At 69.4% G+C, this 16,948-nt stretch carries 12 protein-coding genes; 2 read left to right on the forward strand and 10 right to left on the reverse strand.

The features are described 5' to 3' along the window. Positions 1–216: 216 nt before the first annotated feature. The 9 genes from H9L41_RS10100 to H9L41_RS10135 form a co-directional block, all read right to left on the reverse strand. Positions 217–645, reverse strand: coding sequence for a hypothetical protein (locus tag H9L41_RS10100; RefSeq protein WP_028448104.1), 429 nt, complete (start codon positions 643–645; stop codon positions 217–219). Beyond that, the gene (locus tag H9L41_RS24600; RefSeq protein WP_265583986.1) at positions 642–2,378 is read right to left on the reverse strand and encodes a LodA/GoxA family CTQ-dependent oxidase; all 1,737 of its coding nucleotides are present in this window, start codon (positions 2,376–2,378) and stop codon (positions 642–644) included. Before H9L41_RS24600 ends, H9L41_RS10100 begins: the two co-directional genes overlap by 4 nt. Beyond that, positions 2,270–3,328, reverse strand: coding sequence for a LodA/GoxA family CTQ-dependent oxidase (locus H9L41_RS24605; protein ID WP_308419659.1), 1,059 nt, complete (start codon positions 3,326–3,328; stop codon positions 2,270–2,272). Before H9L41_RS24605 ends, H9L41_RS24600 begins: the two co-directional genes overlap by 109 nt. A 54-nt stretch (positions 3,329–3,382) precedes the next feature. After that, positions 3,383–5,437, reverse strand: coding sequence for a tyrosinase family protein (locus H9L41_RS10110; protein WP_051319430.1), 2,055 nt, complete (start codon positions 5,435–5,437; stop codon positions 3,383–3,385). Between the two features lie 244 nt (positions 5,438–5,681). Further along, positions 5,682–7,415: a multicopper oxidase family protein gene (locus tag H9L41_RS10115; RefSeq protein WP_051319429.1), complete on the reverse strand. Its 1,734-nt coding sequence runs from the start codon at positions 7,413–7,415 to the stop codon at positions 5,682–5,684. Between the two features lie 44 nt (positions 7,416–7,459). Then, a complete protein-coding gene (locus H9L41_RS10120; RefSeq protein ID WP_308417345.1) occupies positions 7,460–8,254 on the reverse strand; it encodes a DJ-1/PfpI family protein in 795 nt (264 codons plus the stop codon). 215 nt (positions 8,255–8,469) lie between these two features. Further along, positions 8,470–9,108 (reverse strand): hypothetical protein, encoded by a 639-nt coding sequence (locus H9L41_RS10125; RefSeq protein WP_028448101.1) that lies wholly within the window; start codon positions 9,106–9,108, stop codon positions 8,470–8,472. 690 nt (positions 9,109–9,798) lie between these two features. Further along, a complete protein-coding gene (locus tag H9L41_RS10130; protein WP_308419660.1) occupies positions 9,799–11,385 on the reverse strand; it encodes a peptide chain release factor 3 in 1,587 nt (528 codons plus the stop codon). Positions 11,386–11,520: 135 nt separating this feature from the next. Further along, on the reverse strand, positions 11,521–12,894 hold the full coding sequence (locus H9L41_RS10135; RefSeq protein ID WP_187523792.1) for an HD-GYP domain-containing protein: 1,374 nt from the start codon (positions 12,892–12,894) through the stop codon (positions 11,521–11,523). A 307-nt stretch (positions 12,895–13,201) separates the two neighbouring features. On the opposite strand from H9L41_RS10135, the gene H9L41_RS10140 reads away from it, so the two are divergent. Both H9L41_RS10140 and H9L41_RS10145 read left to right on the forward strand, forming a co-directional pair. Next, on the forward strand, positions 13,202–13,978 hold the full coding sequence (locus H9L41_RS10140) for a substrate-binding periplasmic protein (protein ID WP_084300614.1): 777 nt from the start codon (positions 13,202–13,204) through the stop codon (positions 13,976–13,978). Positions 13,979–14,186: 208 nt separating this feature from the next. Next, complete coding sequence (locus H9L41_RS10145; protein WP_028448098.1) at positions 14,187–14,921, forward strand: substrate-binding periplasmic protein; 735 nt, start codon at positions 14,187–14,189, stop codon at positions 14,919–14,921. A 12-nt stretch (positions 14,922–14,933) separates the two neighbouring features. On the opposite strand, the gene H9L41_RS10150 is transcribed toward H9L41_RS10145, so the two are convergent. Then, positions 14,934–16,847: an ATP-binding cassette domain-containing protein gene (locus H9L41_RS10150; protein ID WP_028448097.1), complete on the reverse strand. Its 1,914-nt coding sequence runs from the start codon at positions 16,845–16,847 to the stop codon at positions 14,934–14,936. Positions 16,848–16,948: the final 101 nt, after the last annotated feature.

Genomic DNA, 16,948 nt, shown 5'->3' on the forward strand with positions numbered 1-16,948 from the left:
AGGTCGGGCTTCATGCCCGACTGCGAGCTTGATCGACGGCGACTTTCTTGATCGACGGCGATTCAGGCCGATGGCGCTGTCGGGCGCAAAGCCCGACCTACGTCTGCGGATGCCCGTAGGAGCGGCTTCAGCCGCGAATGGTCGGCGTGGATACGAACAGCCGATTCGCGGCTGAAGCCACGCCTACAGACCGCTCCTACGGGGCGTGCAGGCCGTTCAGTCCACCTTCACGGCGTAGAACGACGCCACCACGCCGGCCGGCGACACGCCGCCGCCCGAGGCCGGGTGCGGGATGGTGCGCACCACCGAGCCGACGATGGCCGGGCGCTGCAGCGTGGCGGTGCTGTTGGGCCATACCGGCACCAGCCAGCCGATGTAGTCGTAGATCCACTCGGCGCCGCCGACCAGGCCCTTGCCCTGGAAGCGCACCTGGGCCGGCGAGCCGTAGCCGCGCGAGCCGTGCAGCGCCAGCGACCAGCCGGGGCCGCCGATGGTGCCGGTCAGGAGCTCGGGTGGGCCGTCCTCGATCACGATGGTGCCCTCGCCGAACTCGAGGTCGTTGAAGGCCTTGCTGCCGTCGGGGTCGTTGAGCAGGCTGCGGTAGGTCCAGCTGCCGACGAAGGGATTGCGGTCGTGGTGGCTCATGGGGCTTCCTTTCCGTTGCGTTCTACGCTGATGTACTTGAGGTCGGGGGAGGGCTGGTCGAGTTGGTCGGCCGGCAGGTAAGGGTTGCGCACCACGAAGCCGAGCCGCGACCACTCGGTGACCATCTTCAGGTCGCCGGCCAGCGTCTGCGGCACGCCGCGCGCCCATTCGATGAACTGGTAGTTGGGCGAGCCGCTGGCGCTGAAGCCCATCACCTCGTAGGTCTGCAGCGGCCGGTGCGCCGGCCACCACAGCGTCTCCCAGCTCTGCTGGCCGAGCTTCATGCGCACGTCGTCCTGCGCCGCCGGGTCGATGCTGTTCCACAGCGGGTAGGTGACATCGATCAGCTGGGTGGTGCACTCGTTGAAGTCGGCCTGCCACGGCAGCGCCATCGACTTGGTCAGGTCGCCGGGCTGCAGGCCGGTGGCGTAGTCGCTGTCCTGGCTCAGGTCCGAGCTGCCGACCGACAGGTAGCTGTCCTCGGGCAACTGGCGCTGGTTGGCCTCGGCGGCGGTCTGCTGGAAGTTGCAGAAGCCCGGATCGGCCTTGATCCGGTAGGGCTTCAGGTAGATCGACGGATTGCGCATGATCCAGCCGACTTCGCCGCCGGGGCAGAAGGCGCCGCCGAGCAGATTGCTGAGCACGCCCTGGTCGAGTTCCTGGCCGGTCTTGTTTTGCCAGCCCTGGTAGGGCTGCCACGGGTCGACGCTGTCCTTGGGCACCCAACCGCGCTCGACCTCGTTGTAGAACTTGCCGTGCGCCCACTGCCGCAGGATGAACAGCTGGTAGTCGGTCAGGCGCAGGAATTTGGACGGCGTCAGGTTGTTGATCGGGTTGTCGCCGGCCAGGAGCGGCATCAGCGGCAGGTTGTAGACCCGGCTGTTGGGCCGCGCGTCGAGGCGGAACTCGTTCTCCTCGCCCGGCTGGCGCAGCAGGTCGAACAGGAAGGTGCGGTTCGGCCCGAACGGATCGTGGCTGCGGTCGGCGACGATCTTGGCGAAGCGCGCGGCCAGCAGCTTGCCGGTGAAGTATTCCTTCAGCACGCGCTCGACGGCGTCCTCGATGCTCTGGTCCTCGGGCGTGCCGTCGGGCGCGATCTCGCTGCCGCGGCGCCGCGCCAGCAGCCGCGGCGCCGGCACCGGTTCGGCGGCGGCCTTGAGCTTGGCCAGCAGCTTGGCGATCACCTTGTCGAAGACGTCGCGCGCGGCCTGGTAGTGGTCGCCGGCCGATTCGGGCTGGCAGGAGGCGGCATAGGCGGCCTTCCAGCGCGCCAGGTAGGTGGCCGGCGATTCGCCGGCGCCGGCCTCGGGCGGGCAGACCGCGGCGCCGAAGCGGGCGGCGGCCGCCCTGATCACCTCGGCGGCGCTGCCCTTGGCGCCGGGCAGCGGCTTGTCGAGCACGTCGACCAGCGAGTGGCCGCCGCGCTCCAGCCGGGTCAGCGCCGGCTCGAGCGCGTCGAGCAGCAGGTCGCCCGCGGCATTGCGCTCCACCGCCGCGGCCTGGTCGCGGTCGACCGCGCGCTGGTTCACCCGCGGCGGCTGCGACAGCTTGTCGGGGTCGAAATTGCCGCGCGGCGTCTGGTTGTGCGGGTAGTTCGACTGCTCCAGCACATTGTTCAGGTGGGTCATCTCGTCGGCGCGGAACAGGATCGGCCAGACGTCGCGGTAGAACCACGGGTAGTAGTCGCGGTTCCACTCGCGCTTGCCGGCCTGCCAGTGCGCCAGCGCGGCCACGTCGTCGGCGGGATCTGCACCGGCCGGTCGTAGCCGCCGGGCTGGCCGTAGAGGTCGGTACGGGTGGCGAACTGGCGGATGCCCATGTCGTAGACCACGTCGTCCATGGTGATCATGTCGAGGACCTGGGGCACGTAGGCCGGGTAGCCGACGATCACCCAGGCCGGGCCCTCGACGTCGACGTAGCGCAGCCGGCCGACGTTCTCGCAGTACATCACCAGCCGAGCCATCACCGGGCCGTCCGAGGTGTCGTCGAACCAGCCGTCGTTGTTGGCGTAGGTGTCGATGCGCGGCTGGCCGAAGCCGGTCTTGAAGCTGCCCGAGTGGCCGTGGCCGCCGAGCACCAGCAGCCGGCCCTCGCCGTCGGTGCGCAGCTCGCCCAGCGTGTCGATCGAGCGCGGCTGCAGCGGCGGCGGGAAGGTCGGCGCGTACTGGTCGGGCCGCTCGCGGTCGAAGCGGGCCCGGCGCCGGGTGGTGGCGTTCACGATCTGCGCGCCGGGGTCGATGATCAGCCGCTGGCGCGCGCCGGCGTCGGTGATGTCGGCGTTGCGGCGCGGCTGGTTGGGGTCGTTCTCCTGGTAGCCGTGTTCGCCCTGCAGGCTGTTGAACTCGTACCAGACCGATTTCTTGTTGGCCAGGTAGACGCGCCACTGGATGTCGACCAGGGTGCCCTCGTTGCCGCCGCCCTTGACCCGGTCGCCGATCTTCAGCGGCCGGCCCTCGGGGCTCGCCTCGTCGTAGACGTAGAGGTGGAAGCGCGCGGCCTGGCGCTTGATGCGGCCCTGCGGGTCCTTGAACTGGGTGACGGTGCGTTCGCTCATGCCGTCGGGCGACAGCAGCGGGTTGCCCATCTCGTCGCAGTCGAGCGGCAGCGCGGCCGGCTTTTCGGGCGAGATGCAGAAGGCGTCGGGGCTGTCGCCCAGCCGGGCGATGCCGATGCCGGGGTGGATGCGGTAGTAGGCGGGGTGTCGTTGTGCATGTTCTTTCCTCGTCCGGTGTCCGGTTCAGTCCAGGAAGGCCAGCGATACGCCTTCGAGCCGCAGCAGTTCCTTCTCCTCGCGGTAGTCGGCGCCGATCACCACCAGGGTGATCTGCAGCGACTCGGCGCCGCCGTCGAGCAGCCGCCGCGCCGCGGCGCTGACGTCGACGCGGTGGTTGCGCGGCGTGTTGTGGCTGCGCGGGCGCAGGTCGTATTCCTTGCGGGCGGCCGGGATGTCGCAATGGCCGGGGCCGCCGTAGCACGGGCCGTGGCCGAAGATGGCGAGGTAGCCGGCGTAGTTGGGATGGTCGAGCGGCGTCTCGGCGTTGGCGTCCGGCAGGTTGAGGAACACCCGCACGAAGCAGGAGCGCGGCAGCTGCGGCACCCGGTGCAGCCGCACCTCGGCCTGGCCGAAGGCCGCGCGCACCGGCTCGGCCACCGCGATCGGCTGCGAGACGAAGCGGCCGACCGCCGAGGCGAGGCCGACCGGCACCAGGTAGGAGCCGCGCACGTATTCGTAGCCGAAGCGGCTGGCGTCGAGCGTGTCGCGCGCGGTGTAGCTCCACGGCGTCAGCACCGCGTCGAGATCGGCCGGGGCGGCGTCCGGGTGGTCCTGCTGCCATTCCCACCAGGTGCGGTCGATATTGGCGTGGATCGGCCAGAACACCGGGTCGTAGGAGGCGGTCAGGTTGCTGAACATGTCGCCGAACTGCGGCTGGCTGTACAGGTCGCTGCGCTTGTGGAAGCGCCGGCCGGCCACCTGCACGCCCTTGTTGCGGTCGTCCGGCACGGCCGGCTGGGCGCCGTACTGCGGGTTCATGCCGCCGGTCCAGATGTGCATGGTGTTGTGCGGGTTCTGGTCGAGGAAGCCGAACGCGTCGTTGTAGTCGCCGCCGCCGCCGAAGTCGCGGAAGGTGCGCAGCGACAAGATCTGCCGCATGTCGTCGGCGGTCGGGTAGTGGTAATGGATGACGGTGTTCATCGTCCCGCTGCCGAACTCGGCCGGGTAGCGCAGCGGGTACCACAGCGGGTTGGCGTCGAGCAGCGCGTCGATGAAGCGCTCGCGGTATTCGCCCACGGTGTAGCGCGCGCCGATCGCCTGGCCGACCGCATTGAAGAAGCGCTGCTGGCTGGCGTAGTGCAGGCCGACCAGGGGCGCGAGCCCGGCGACCGGGATGCCGTGGCGGGCCAGCACCGGCAGCGAGTCCTCGGTCAGGAAGCACTGCAGCGCGCGCGGGATGATCCAGCCGGTCTCGGGCTTGCCCGGGTGGTAGTGCGCCATGGTCCAGTCCCAGTAGGGCATGGTCACCTCGGGCGCGTGCTCCTGCATCGCCAGCTCGAATTCGTACAGGTAGACGCGGTGCCAGGTGAGGAAGCGCTCCCAGCCGTGCTGGCAGTGGTTCTGGTGGATCAGCGCCAGGTTGTTGTAGCTGCGCGCGTCCTCGGGCCACTTGTTGAGCGCGTACATCTCGCGGAAGGCGTAGCGCAGCCGCTCGAGCTGGGCCGGGTTCAGGCAGTCGATGTTCATGCGCTGCTTGAGGCCGCCGCCGGCCTGGCGCCAGGTATTGACGTCGCCGCCGTAGACCTCGAACACCTGGGCCTGCACCGAGGGCGACGCGGTGGTCTCCTGCTGCTCGATCTGGACGGGGCCCGGCTCGCCGGCCTCGGGCGGCAGCGCATAGTCGGCCAGCATGCGGTCGTCCGGGCAGCCGTCGTCGATCCAGCCGGCGATGAACTGGATGTCGGCCTCGGCCACCGGCTGACCGCCCCAGGGCAGGCGCGGGAAGCGCGTGCCGTCGAACGGCGCCTGGCCGCGCAGGCCGCGCACCAGGCCCGATTCGTCGCCGCGGCCGGGGCCGGCCGCGGCCTTGTGGCAGCAGCTGCCGCCGGCCGGCCTGGGCGGCGCGATCAGCCGCACGCCGTAGAGGCTGTGCTCCAGCAGCGCCGCCAGCGGCAGCCGCCAGAAGCGTTCCTCGTCGCGGTAGGCGGTGTCGGCCACCGCCCGGTCCAGGATCTGCCTGACCCGGTCCAGCCGCGATCCCGCCGCCGGCTTCCCGCCCTGCTTGTCGTCGTGTCCCATGTGTCCTCCTTTGCGGGCCCGGCCTGTTACCCGGGCCGGTGAATATCAGATGGCCGCCACCATTCCCGTCGGTCGGGCTTCACGCCCGACAGCGCCGCCGATCGCCATTGCCGCCGGGCGTAAAGCCCGACCTCCCTCGACCTCGGCGCAGGTCTTCCGTGGGAGCGGCTTCGGCCGCGAATCGCCGTACGTCCCGAATCGCCATCCGCTGCCGAAGCCGCTCCTGCGGGGCGCCGAATGCCGTTCAGTGATGGCCGGTGGTCACGCCGTTGGCCGCGTCGACCACCTCGACCACTTCCATCATTCCCAGGTCCTCGTGGTCGAGGATGTGGCAGTGCATGACGAACTTGCCGATGTAGTCGAGGTAGCGCGTGTAGAGGTCGACCACGTTGCCGGCCGGGATCAGCACGGTGTCCTTCCACACCAGCGCGTTCTTGCCGTCGGGCCGCGCCTGCTGGACCTGGAACGGGTTGACGTGGATGTGGAACACGTGGGGCGCCGGCGGGATGCCGTTCGGCACGCCGGGCGGATCGCCGACGGTGCTGACCGACCACAGGTCGGTGTCGTTGAGCTGCACCTGGCGCACATGGGTGTGGCTGAAGGCCTGGTAGTTGACCTGGAAATAGTTCTTCTGGCCCTGCACGTCCTGGCCGAGCTTGAACGCCACCTGCTGCACCTGGTCGGCGCTGGTGGTCAGGTCGACGCCGGGGAAGGGCGCCAGCGGCGCCATCTCGGCCTGGGTCGGCAGCTTCATGTCGATCGGGTCGCCCTCGACGATCACTTCGGCCAGCACGTTGCGCGGCTCGGCGACGTTGGAGATCGCGCGGCCCAGCGGGGTGCCGAGGTCGAGCAGCTTGTAGGTGCCGCGCTTGGCGCTGGCCTTGACCAGCACGTCGCTGCGGTAGCCCGGCTGCAGCTCGATGCCGGTGGTGGTGTCGGCCGGCCAGGTATCGATGCGGCCGAGGTAGATGCCGTCGAGCGCGATCTCGTGCAGCGCATGGCCTTCGAGCGCGATGTTGAACGACTCGCGGAAGGCGGTATCGATCATGCGCCAGCGCTGCACCTCGCCCGGCCGCATGCGGATGCGCGGCACGATCTGGCCGTTGATGGTCACGCGGCGCAGCGAGCAGTTCCAGGTCTTGCGGTTGGCCGGCTGCAGGCACTGGGCCGCCTTGCTCGGCGAGGGGAACAGCGCGGTGATGTCGTCGAGCCGGCCGTCGGTGTCGTACAGGATGGTCTGGAACACCATCACCTTCTCGCGCTTGTTGGCCTCGCGCAGCGCGGCCGGGATCTTGGCCTCGTCGTCCTCGACGATCAGCGCGCCGGCCATGCCGCTGCCGACCTGGATCGAGGTCGAACCGTGGGTATGGGCGTGGTACCAGTAGCTGCCGCGGGTGTGGTTGGCCGGCAGCTTGATCTCGTAGGGGAAGCTGCTGCCCGGGGCGATGGCCAGCAGCACGTTGTCGCTGTTGCCGGTCGGCGAGACGTGCAGGCCGTGGGTATGCAGGTTGGTGGTGTTGAACGAGGCCGGCTGGGTGGCCAGGAAGGCGTTCTGCGCCTCCTGCTGGAACTGCGCCGCGACCTGGTTCGGCGTTTCCAGCGGCAGCTGGTTCTGCAGCTGGATATCCATCACGTCGCCGGGTTTGACCCGCAGCGTCGGGCCGACCAGCTGGCCGTTGTAGGTGCGCAGCGTGACCGGGCAGCCGGCGATGCGGGTCGTGGCCGGGTCGGTGTAGCGCGTCGCCAGCACGGTCTCGAGCGCGCCGTTGCGCGAGCTGATGCTGGGCGGGTTGACCAGGTCCTGGTGGCCGTACTTGTCGACGTCGATGCGCTGGTAGGCGCAGCCCGCGGTGGCGGCCAGCGCCTCGGGCGACAGCACGGCGCACAGGCCGGCCAGCGCCAGCAGCCGGGCGAGATGGGCCGATCGTCCGACTCGGCGGGGCGCACTGCCGCTCGGGGCGGCCGGGGTGGGAGTCATGCTGGTTTCTCCTGGTCGTTGATCGGATCGGGGCGGGGCGCGGCTCAGGCGCCGGACGGGTACAGCACCTTGCGGATGGTCTCGGCCATGCCGGGGATGCTGCATTGGCGGTCGCTGCCGGGCTGGTAGACCGGCGGCCGCGCCACCGACGGATCGCCCGAATCGAAGCGCGTATGCGGCTGGTACTGCACCGACAGCTGGACCTTCTCGGCCACTTCGTCGTTGGCCAGCAGGGCGATCACCTCGAGCGCCTCGTCGAGGCCGGACGAGATGCCGCCGCCGGTGATGCGGTCGCGGTCGATCACCACGCGCGGATAGCCGTCGGCGACGCGGATGTCGGGGAACAGCCCGAGACAGGCGATGAAGGCCCAGTGGGTGGTGGCGCGGTAACCGTCGAGCAGGCCGGCGGCGGCCAGCAGCATGGCGCCCTCGCAGACCGAGGCGACGTGGCCCGCGTGCACGCTCTGGCGGCGCAGGAAGTCGATGAAGCGGGCGTCGAGCATCAGCTGCTGCAGCCGGGTCGGATCGCCGCCTGGCACCCACAGCAGGTCGAGCTGGCCGCACTTGTCCAGCAGCAGGTCGGCGCCGAAGCGCAGGCCGTCGCGGGTGGTCACCTCGCGGCCGTCGACCGACACCAGCTGCACCAGCCGCGTCGGCGCATCGGGCAGGAATTCGCGCTCGCACTGCGCCATCCAGTTGAACAGCTCGTAGGGCACGGCGACGTCGAGCAGGTCGACGCCGTCGTAGATCGGGATGCCGATCACGAACGGCGCGGCCGGCGCCGATGCGGCTTGTTCCGATGGGGCCGGCTCGGCGTCGGGGCGGGCGTGTTGGTCCAAGATGGACTCCGTGGGCGATGGGCGCGCAAGCAGGCGCGACGGCGCGGCGGGGCCGCGACGCAGCGGGCGACTGCGCGGCAGGTCAGTGGACGGGCGTGAGCGGGAACGCGGTGGACCGGTGCATGAAATCCTCCTTGGCTGCCTGTTGTCGGCTGCCGCTCATGGCGGCGGCAGCTCGTTTGCTTCTTCGCTAGTGATAGCGTCCCGGCGTGCTTTCAGCGCGCCGGCTTACGAACGGTCGGGCGGCGATGCGCGGCCGGGACCAGGCCATGGCTGGCCAGCATGCCGGCGGCCATGCCGGCCAGCAGCGCGCCGGCCGTCAGCGGCAGACCCAGCCTGGGCGCCAGCCAGGCCGCGGCGGCCATGCCGAGCAGCATCGCCGGCAGCATGGCCAGCGCGCCGAGCCAGGCTGCGAGCCGGCCGCGCCGCTGCGGGTCGGCCGCCAGCCAGGCCAGCTGCGCCAGCAGCATCGCCGCCAGTGCACAGGGCAGGCCGTCGAGGTGCAGCCGCAGCATCAGGCCGAGATCGGCGCCGCCAGGCGGCGTGCACAGCGCGACCAGTGCGTCGGGCGGCAGGCGGCGGAAATCGAGGCCGGCGCCGAGCGCCAGGGCCAGCAGCCCGGCCAGGCCTGCCCGCCGTTCGGCGGCCGGCTGCGCCGCCCAGGCCAGCAACGGCAGCAGCGCAAGCGCATCCCAGCCCGGATGCCAGCGTGCGCCGACGGCCAGCGCCGGCAGGCTCAGGCACAGCCAGCCGGCCAATACCCAGCCGGCGCGCCGCACTGCGCCGGTTGCAAACCGAAGCGGAGCGGCGAACGCGGCGGGCGATTCGGCCAGGGTGGCGCCGGGCAGATCCATGCGGCGGGGTTCCGATCGTGCGGCCGGCCGGGTGCCGGTCCTCTGCGATTCAATCTAGGCGATACGCGCGGCATGCCAAGTTGGGTGACGTGACACGAGGTAACAGCCTTGGGGCGGGGAGGCAGGAAGGAGAGGATGGTTTGGTAGGAGCGGCTTCAGCCGCGAATGGCGGAAGGCACGCTATCGGCCATTCGCGGCTGAAGCCGCTCCTACATGCGGTGCATTCCATCGCCGGGAGTGGAGCCGGGCAGGTTTTGAATTCCGACCCGGTAGGAGCACGGCCGTCGACAAAGGGGCTTATGCCTTTAAATCCCTGACTGTCGAATCGCACGCGACCCTTCTCCCGCGTGCGGGCGGGAGTCCAAGTTGCCCGGTCTTGGAAGAAGGTGGCCCGGAGGGCCGGGTGAGGGCTGCTTTTCATAGAACCGGCCCTCACCCTCTCCGTGCACGGGAGAGAGGCTTAAAAGCCGATCCAGTCCGACATCAGCGCCGATAGCGGCATGAGCGCAGCGACACGCCTAACTGCCGCACCAACGGAGCGCGAACGAGCGTCAGCGCGGCGCCCTCGCGGCGGCGAGGGCGGGGGCGTAGGGGTGGATCAGGAAACGCCGCCTCGTTCCGCACCCACGAAACGCAAGCGCCCGGCTTTGCCGGGCGCTCATCTGCAGGTTGCGATGTCTCAACAAGCCATCAAAGCTTAGCGGCGTGCTCTCGCGTGGCGTGGAAGCGCACCTTGGGCCAGCGTTCCTCGGTCAGTTGCAGGTTCACCCGGTTCGGCGCCAGGTAGGTCAGGTTGTCGGCCGCATCGCGCGCCAGGTTCAGCACCAGGTTCTTCTCGAAGTCGGCCAGCATGCGCACGTCCTCGCAGCTCACCCAGCGCGCGGTGTGGATCGAGCAGCTCTCGAACACCGCGTCGACGCCGTACTCGTTCTCCAGCCGGCTCTTCACCACCTCGAACTGCAGCACGCCGACCGCGCCGAGGATCATGTCGGCGCCCGACAGCGGCTTGAACACCTGCACCGCGCCTTCCTCGCCGAGCTGCTGCAGGCCCTTCTGCAGCTGCTTGAGCTTGAGCGGATTCTTGATCCGCACCGAGCGGAACAGCTCGGGCGCGAAGTAGGGGATGCCGGTGAACGCCAGCTTCTCGCCTTCGCTGAAGCTGTCGCCGATCTGGATGTTGCCGTGGTTGGGCACGCCGATGATGTCGCCGGCGTAGGCCTCCTCGACCTGCTCGCGGCTCGAGGCCATGAACGTCACGACGGAATTCGCCGCCACCTCGCGCTCGAGCCGCAGGTGCTTCATCTTCATGCCGCGCTCGAACTTGCCCGAGCAGACGCGCAGGAAGGCGATCCGGTCGCGGTGCTTGGGATCCATATTGGCCTGGATCTTGAACACGAAGCCGGAGAACTTCTCCTCGTCCGGCTGCACGTCGCGCGCGGTGGCGTCGCGGTGCTGCGGCGCCGGCGCCCAGTCGATCAGCGCGTTGAGGATCTCGCGCACGCCGAAGTTGTTGATGGCCGAGCCGAAGAACACCGGCGTCTGGGTGCCGGCCAGGAAGGCTTCGAGCTCGAACGGATGCGAGGCGCCGCGCACCAGCTCGAGTTCGGCGCGGGTGTGCTCGATCTCGAGCGGGAACAGCTCGTCCAGCCGCGGGTTGTCGATGCCCTTGATGACCTCGGCCACTTCCTGGCCGGCCTTGTCCTCGCCCGGCGAGAACAGCAGGATCTCGTCGTTGAGCAGGTGGTAGACGCCGCGGAAGGTCTTGCCCATGCCGATCGGCCAGGTGATCGGCGCGCACTGGATCTTCAGGATGGACTCGACCTCGTCGAGCAGCTCGAGCGAATCGCGCACCTCGCGGTCGTACTTGTTCATGAAGGTGACGATCGGCGTGTCGCGCAGGCGGCAGACGTTCAAGAGCTTGATGGTCTGCTCTTCCACGCCCTTGGCCGCGTCGATCACCATCAGCGCGCTGTCGACCGCGGTCAGCACGCGGTAGGTGTCTTCCGAGAAATCCTGGTGGCCGGGGGTGTCGAGCAGGTTGATCACGTGCTCGCGGTAGTCGAACTGCATGACCGAGGAGGCGACCGAGATGCCGCGCTGCTTTTCGATCTCCATCCAGTCGGAGGTGGCGAACTTGCCGGTCTTCTTGCCCTTCACCGTACCGGCGAGCTGGATTGCGCCCGAGAACAGCAGCAGCTTCTCGGTCAGCGTGGTCTTGCCCGCATCGGGGTGGGAGATGATGCCGAAGGTGCGCCGGCGGGCGACTTCCTGAGCGATGGGGACATGGCGGTTCCAACGGGCGGGCAAAACGCGCGATTCTACGTCAAAGCGGCGGCGGCAAGGATGTTGCGGGCGCGGCCCTAGCCGCGAAAGCGTCGGTGGATTTACAGCCATTCGCGGCTAAAGCCGCTCCTACAGGCTACTTCCAACGGCAGTGTCGGCTCTGCGCGCAGGCCGTGAGATTAGGCATTGAAGGTGCATAGGCTCAGTGACGAGCGAAGCGAGGCTCCCCCGCGGCGGCGAGGGCGGGGGGAGTAGGGATGAATCAGGAAAGGCCGCCGCTCGAGCCCTCTGCAATCTTAAGCGCCCGGCTTTGCCGGGCGCCCGCACTGTCGGTGGACAACCCTCAGGCGTGCGAAATGACCGCGGCCTGCCCCAGATCGCCTCCATGTTCACGTAGGTCGAGAACTGCTTGGGATCGACCGTTTCCTTGATCGCGTAATGCTCCTGCGAGGTGTCGCGCCGCAGCGCCAGCGTCAGCCGGTCGCCCTGCGGGCCGATCACGCTGGCGACCACCGGCTGGCTGGTCTTCTCGCCCGGTTCGGCCACCACCGCGATCTCGCCGTTGGCGAGCTTGACCAGCATGCCGGGCGGGAACACCCCGAGCGCGCGGATGAAGTAGGCCGCCACCTCGGGGTCGACGCTCTTGCCGCGGTCGAGCAGGATGCCGCGCAGCGCGGCGTTGGAGGCCACCGCCGGGCGGTAGGCGCGCGGCGTGATGCGGGCGCAGAACAGGTCCGCCAGCCCCAACAACTGCGCCTCGCGCGAGACCGCGGTGCCGCTGAGCTTGGCCGGGTAACCGGTGCCGTCGATGAATTCATGATGCTGGCGCACCGCGGTCAGCCAGACCGGATCGGTCACGCCGATCGAGGCCAGCAGCGAGGCGCCTTCCTCGGGATGGCGCTCGAGCGCCTCGCGCTGCGACTGGCTCAGCGGCGCGAGCTGCTCGTTGAGCATCTCCTGCAGCTCGACCATGCCGAAGTTCATGGTCAGCGCGGCCGCCACCGCCGAGCGTTCCGATGCCGCCGGCAGCCGCATCGCGCGCGCCACCAGCCGCACCACCACGGCGGTGTTGACCATGTGGCGGATCGGGAAGCGGCTGTCCTGGCGCAGCAGGATCATCGCCTGGGCCACGTGCGGATTGAGGTCGCAGGCCTTGCTGACCACGCCGGCGATCTCGTCGATGCGGTTGACGAACTGGCCGCTGTGGCCGAGTTCGACGATGCGCTGATAGGTCTGGTCGAGCCGCTTGCGGCACAGGCTGATCAGTTGGGCGGTCGACGGCGGCGGCGCGCTGACCGCCTCGCCGCCGCCGCTGTTGGCGCGCGTGCGGGCCAGGTCGCGGGCATCGGCGAAGACGCCGTCCTGCAGCAGCCGGCCGGCCTGGTTGTCGCTGGAGACGACGTAGCCCTTGCCCAGCAGCAGCTTGCCCTGCGTGTTGTAAACATCCCAGGGCAATGCCTTGCCAACCTGGATGTCGTTCGGTCGGATACGCGCGAACTCCATGTTGATACTGCTCCCCGCTTGTCTTATTTTCTCGTCTGCCTACCAGCTTGTAACCGGTATTAACCGAGTCCTGTCTTGACCAGCTTAGTCAATTCGAGCAGGCCATGACAGCGAATATTAGCTTTTGTTTGCATGCACTTGCTGCGATCCGTCCGTCAGCGGAGGCATTGCGGCCGCAGAATGCGACCAGCGGTAGTCCGGCAGGGCCGGCTGCCGGTTACCGAAGCGGTTTGCATGGCGTGGTGCCCGATTTCTTTCCCCTCAGGCTTTCCCGGTGACGGCGGCCGGATGTCCTAAAGTGAGCATCATGATTCGCCGATATTCCCCCTTCCCGCGCGGCGTCGGCCGCTGGCTGGCGCTGGCCGGCCTGCTGCTCGGCGCCATCGGCCTGCCGCTGCCCGCGGCGGCCGAGACGCTGACGCTGATCACCACCGACTACCCGCCGTACTGCGCGACCGAGCTGCCCGAGCAGGGCGCCTTCACCGCGCTGGCGCGGGCGGCCTTCAAGGCGGGCGGCTACGACACCCAGGTGGTGTTCCAGCCCTGGGCGCGGGTGATGGCGGCATCGCGGGCCGGCCAGTACGACGCGGTGCTGGCGGTGTGGCACCAGAAGGAACGCGAGCAGTTCCTCGCCTTCGCCGACCCCTTGTGGACCAACCAGATCGGCTTCTACGGCCGGGTCGACAAGCCGATCGACGTGAGCAACCTGAACGCGCTCAAGCCCTATAGCGTCGGCGTGGTGCGCGGCTACGCCTACCCGCCGGCGTTCGATGCGGCCGGCCTGCGCATCGAGGAGGCGGTCGACGACCTGACCAATGTGCGCAAGCTCCTGGCCGGCCGGGTCGACCTGATCCTGATCGACCACGCGCTGACCGAATACCTGCTGGAGACCCGCCTGCCGGGCCAGGGCGACCGCATCGCCTGGCTGTCGCCCGCGGTGGCGACCGTGCCGCTGTACGTCACGCTGGTGAAGGGCCGGCCGGGCTGGGAGAAGCGGCTGGCCGACTTCAACCGCGGCCTGGCCGAGATCCGCCGCAGCGGCGAATACGACCGCATCGTCAAGCGGCTGGGCCTGGTGCGCTGAGCGCAACACGCCGTTGCGCCGATCCCCGGGTGCGATTGTCGGCGGGATCCGGAAAATCGAATTCGATCAAGGGCTTGCTTGTGGTTCGCGAGCGGGTCTGGCGAGGACGGGCTATATATTTTGTCGCCGCCGGCCCGGCCGGGATTCGCCGCGGCGCGCTGCGCTACATTGAGGTCTGTTCCGTCCGCCCGCCGCGCCGCGACCGTCGATGAAGCGCCTGTTCCTGTCTCTGCTGCTGTGCTGCCTGGCCGCGCCCGCCGCGGCGGCCGAGCGCGTCACCCTGGTATCGACCGACTACCCGCCGTATTTCTCGCCCAACCTGGCCGAGGACGGCAGCGTGGCGGCGATCGCGCGGGCGGCGTTCCGGGCGGCCGGCTACGAGGTCGAGCTGGTGTTCCGGCCGTGGGCGCGGTTGATGGCCGAGGTCGAGTCGGGCCAGTACGACGGCGTGGTGGCGGTCTGGTACAAGGCCGAGCGCGAGCGCTTCCTGGCCTATTCCGATCCGCTGGTGAAGACCGAGATCGGCTTCTACGGCCGGCGCGACATGCCGATCGAGGTGCAGAACCTCGGCGCGCTGACCGCCTACCGCGTCGGCACGGTACGCGGTTATGCCAATCCGCCGGTGTTCGATGCGGCCGGCCTGCAGGTCGAGGACGCGGTCGACGACCTGACCAATCTGCGCAAGCTGGCGGCCGGCCGGCTCGACCTGGTGCTGATCGACAAGGCGCTGGCCGCCCACCTGCTGCGCAGCGAGCTGCCGGCCGCGGCCGAGAAGGTGGCCTGGCGCGATCCGCCGATCGAGACCATGCCGCTCTACCTCGGCATCGCCAAGCGCAAGCCCGACTACCCGCGCAAGCTGGCCGACTTCAACCGCGGCCTGGCCGAGATCCGCCGCAACGGCGAATTCGCCCGCATCCTGCGCCGGTTGCCGCTGGCGCAGTAGACGCCTTCGGCCTTACTGCTCGCCGCGCTGCTTCTTCTCCAGCGTTTCCCACCGTTCCAGCTTGTCCAGCAGCGCCAGCTCGATCTCGCCGATGCGCGCCTGCCAGGCGGCGGCGTCCTTCGGCGCGTCGCGGTAGACGGCCGGGTCGAGCAGTTTCTCCTGCAGGCCGGCCTGCTCGGCTTCGAGCGCCTCGATCTCGCCCGGCAGCCGTTCGAGCTCGCGCGTCTCGTTGTAGCTGAGCTTGACGGCGCGCGGGTTGGCGCGGGCCGGCGCCGCGGCGGCCGGCCTGGCTTCGGCGGCGCTCGCGCCGGCCTTGGCCTCGCCCGAGCCCATCCGCGCGCGGGCGGCCTGCCAGTCGTCGAAGCCGCCGGGGTTCTCCAGCAGCTTGCCGTCGCCCTCGAAGGCGATCACCTGGGTCACCACGTTGTCGAGGAAGGTCCGGTCGTGGCTGACCAGGAACACCGTGCCGTGGTAGTTGGCCAGCAGCTCTTCCAGCAGTTCCAGCGTCTCGATGTCGAGGTCGTTGGTCGGTTCGTCGAGCACCAGGATATTGGCCGGCTGGGTGAACAGCCGCGCCAGCAAGAGGCGGGCGCGCTCGCCGCCGCTGAGGCTCTTCACCGGGCTGCGCGCGCGTTCCGGCGCGAACAGGAAGTCTTCCAGGTAGCTGATGACGTGCTTCTTCTCGCTGCCGATGGTGACGTAGTCCGAGCCGGGGCTGATCACGTCGCAGATCGGCGTCTCTTCGGGCAGCGCGGCGCGGAACTGGTCGAAGTAGGCGATCTCCTGCTTGCTGCCCTGGCGCACCGTGCCGCTGTCGGGCGCGATCTCGCCGAGGATCAGCTTGAGCAGGGTGGTCTTGCCGGCGCCGTTGGGGCCGATCAGGCCGATCTTGTCGCCGCGCAGGATGCGGGTGGTGAAGTCGCGGATCAGCGTACGGCCGCCGTAGGCCTTGCAGACGTGTTCGAGCTCGGCCACCAGCTTGCCGCTCTTCTCGCCCGAATCGAGCTGGAAGTTGACGTTGCCGACCCGCTCGCGCCGCGCCGCGCGGTCGCGCCGCAGCTGCTCGAGCCGGCGCACGCGGCCTTCGTTGCGGGTGCGGCGCGCTTCCACGCCCTTGCGGATCCACACCTCTTCCTGCGCCAGGAACTTGTCGAACTTGCGGCTGGCGGCGGCTTCGCTCTCCAGCATCTCGGCCTTGCGGCCCTGGTAGGTGCTGAAGTTGCCGGGGAAGCTGGCCAGGAGGCCGCGATCGAGCTCGATGATGCGGGTGGCGACGTTGTCGAGGAAGCGGCGGTCGTGGGTGATCAGCAGCACGGCGCCGGGGAAGCTGCGGATCAGCCCTTCGAGCCATTCGATCGCGCTGAGGTCGAGATGGTTGGTCGGCTCGTCCAGCAGCAGCACCTCGGGCTCGGCCACCAGCGCGCGGGCCAGCGCCACGCGCTTCTTCCAGCCGCCCGACAGCTCCTCGATGCGGCGATCGGCCGGCAGGCCGAGCGAGGACAGCGTGCCGGCGATCAGCGAATCGAGCCGCCAGCCGTCCTGCGCCTCGAGCGCGTGCTGCAGCGCGGTCATCCGCTCGATCGCGCCGGCGTCGCCCTCGGCGGCGGCGGCTGCGGCGGCGTGGTAGTCGGTCAGCAGCCGGCGCACCTCGCCCAGGCCCTCGGCGACCGCTTCGAACACCGTCATGCCGGGCTCGAACGGCGGTTCCTGCGGCACGTAGGCGATGCGGGCGGAACCGGCGACGCGGACCGCGCCGTCGTCGAGCCGGATGGTGCCGGCGATGGCCTTGAGCAGGGAGGATTTGCCGGCGCCGTTGCGGCCGATCAGGCCGACGCGCTCGCCCGCTTCGAGCGAGAAGTTGGCGTGGTCGAGCAGGGCGACGTGCCCGAAGGCGAGGCAGGCGTTTTCGACGGTAAGGACGGCCATTCGGATCAATCGGACTGGGGTAAAGCGGCGATTATACCGGCTGGCCGGCCGCGCTTTGCCGCAATGCATCAACAAGCGCGGCTAAGTGTTTGAGGCGCTTG

It is taken from the genome of Chitinimonas koreensis (assembly GCF_014353015.1).
In the GTDB taxonomy this organism is placed as follows: Bacteria; Pseudomonadota; Gammaproteobacteria; order Burkholderiales; family Chitinimonadaceae; genus Chitinimonas; species Chitinimonas koreensis.

What these genes read in the sequence shown, in the direction of transcription:
- H9L41_RS10145 (WP_028448098.1), top strand. Translation starts at nt 14,187, where the DNA reads ATGAAGCGCCTGTTCCTGTCTCTGCTGCTGTGCTGCCTGGCCGCGCCC.
- H9L41_RS10115 (WP_051319429.1), bottom strand. Translation starts at nt 7,415, where the DNA reads ATGACTCCCACCCCGGCCGCCCCGAGCGGCAGTGCGCCCCGCCGAGTC.
- H9L41_RS10135 (WP_187523792.1), bottom strand. Translation starts at nt 12,894, where the DNA reads ATGGAGTTCGCGCGTATCCGACCGAACGACATCCAGGTTGGCAAGGCA.
- H9L41_RS10140 (WP_084300614.1), top strand. Translation starts at nt 13,202, where the DNA reads ATGATTCGCCGATATTCCCCCTTCCCGCGCGGCGTCGGCCGCTGGCTG.
- H9L41_RS10150 (WP_028448097.1), bottom strand. Translation starts at nt 16,847, where the DNA reads ATGGCCGTCCTTACCGTCGAAAACGCCTGCCTCGCCTTCGGGCACGTC.
- H9L41_RS10100 (WP_028448104.1), bottom strand. Translation starts at nt 645, where the DNA reads ATGAGCCACCACGACCGCAATCCCTTCGTCGGCAGCTGGACCTACCGC.
- H9L41_RS10125 (WP_028448101.1), bottom strand. Translation starts at nt 9,108, where the DNA reads ATGGATCTGCCCGGCGCCACCCTGGCCGAATCGCCCGCCGCGTTCGCC.
- H9L41_RS10110 (WP_051319430.1), bottom strand. Translation starts at nt 5,437, where the DNA reads ATGGGACACGACGACAAGCAGGGCGGGAAGCCGGCGGCGGGATCGCGG.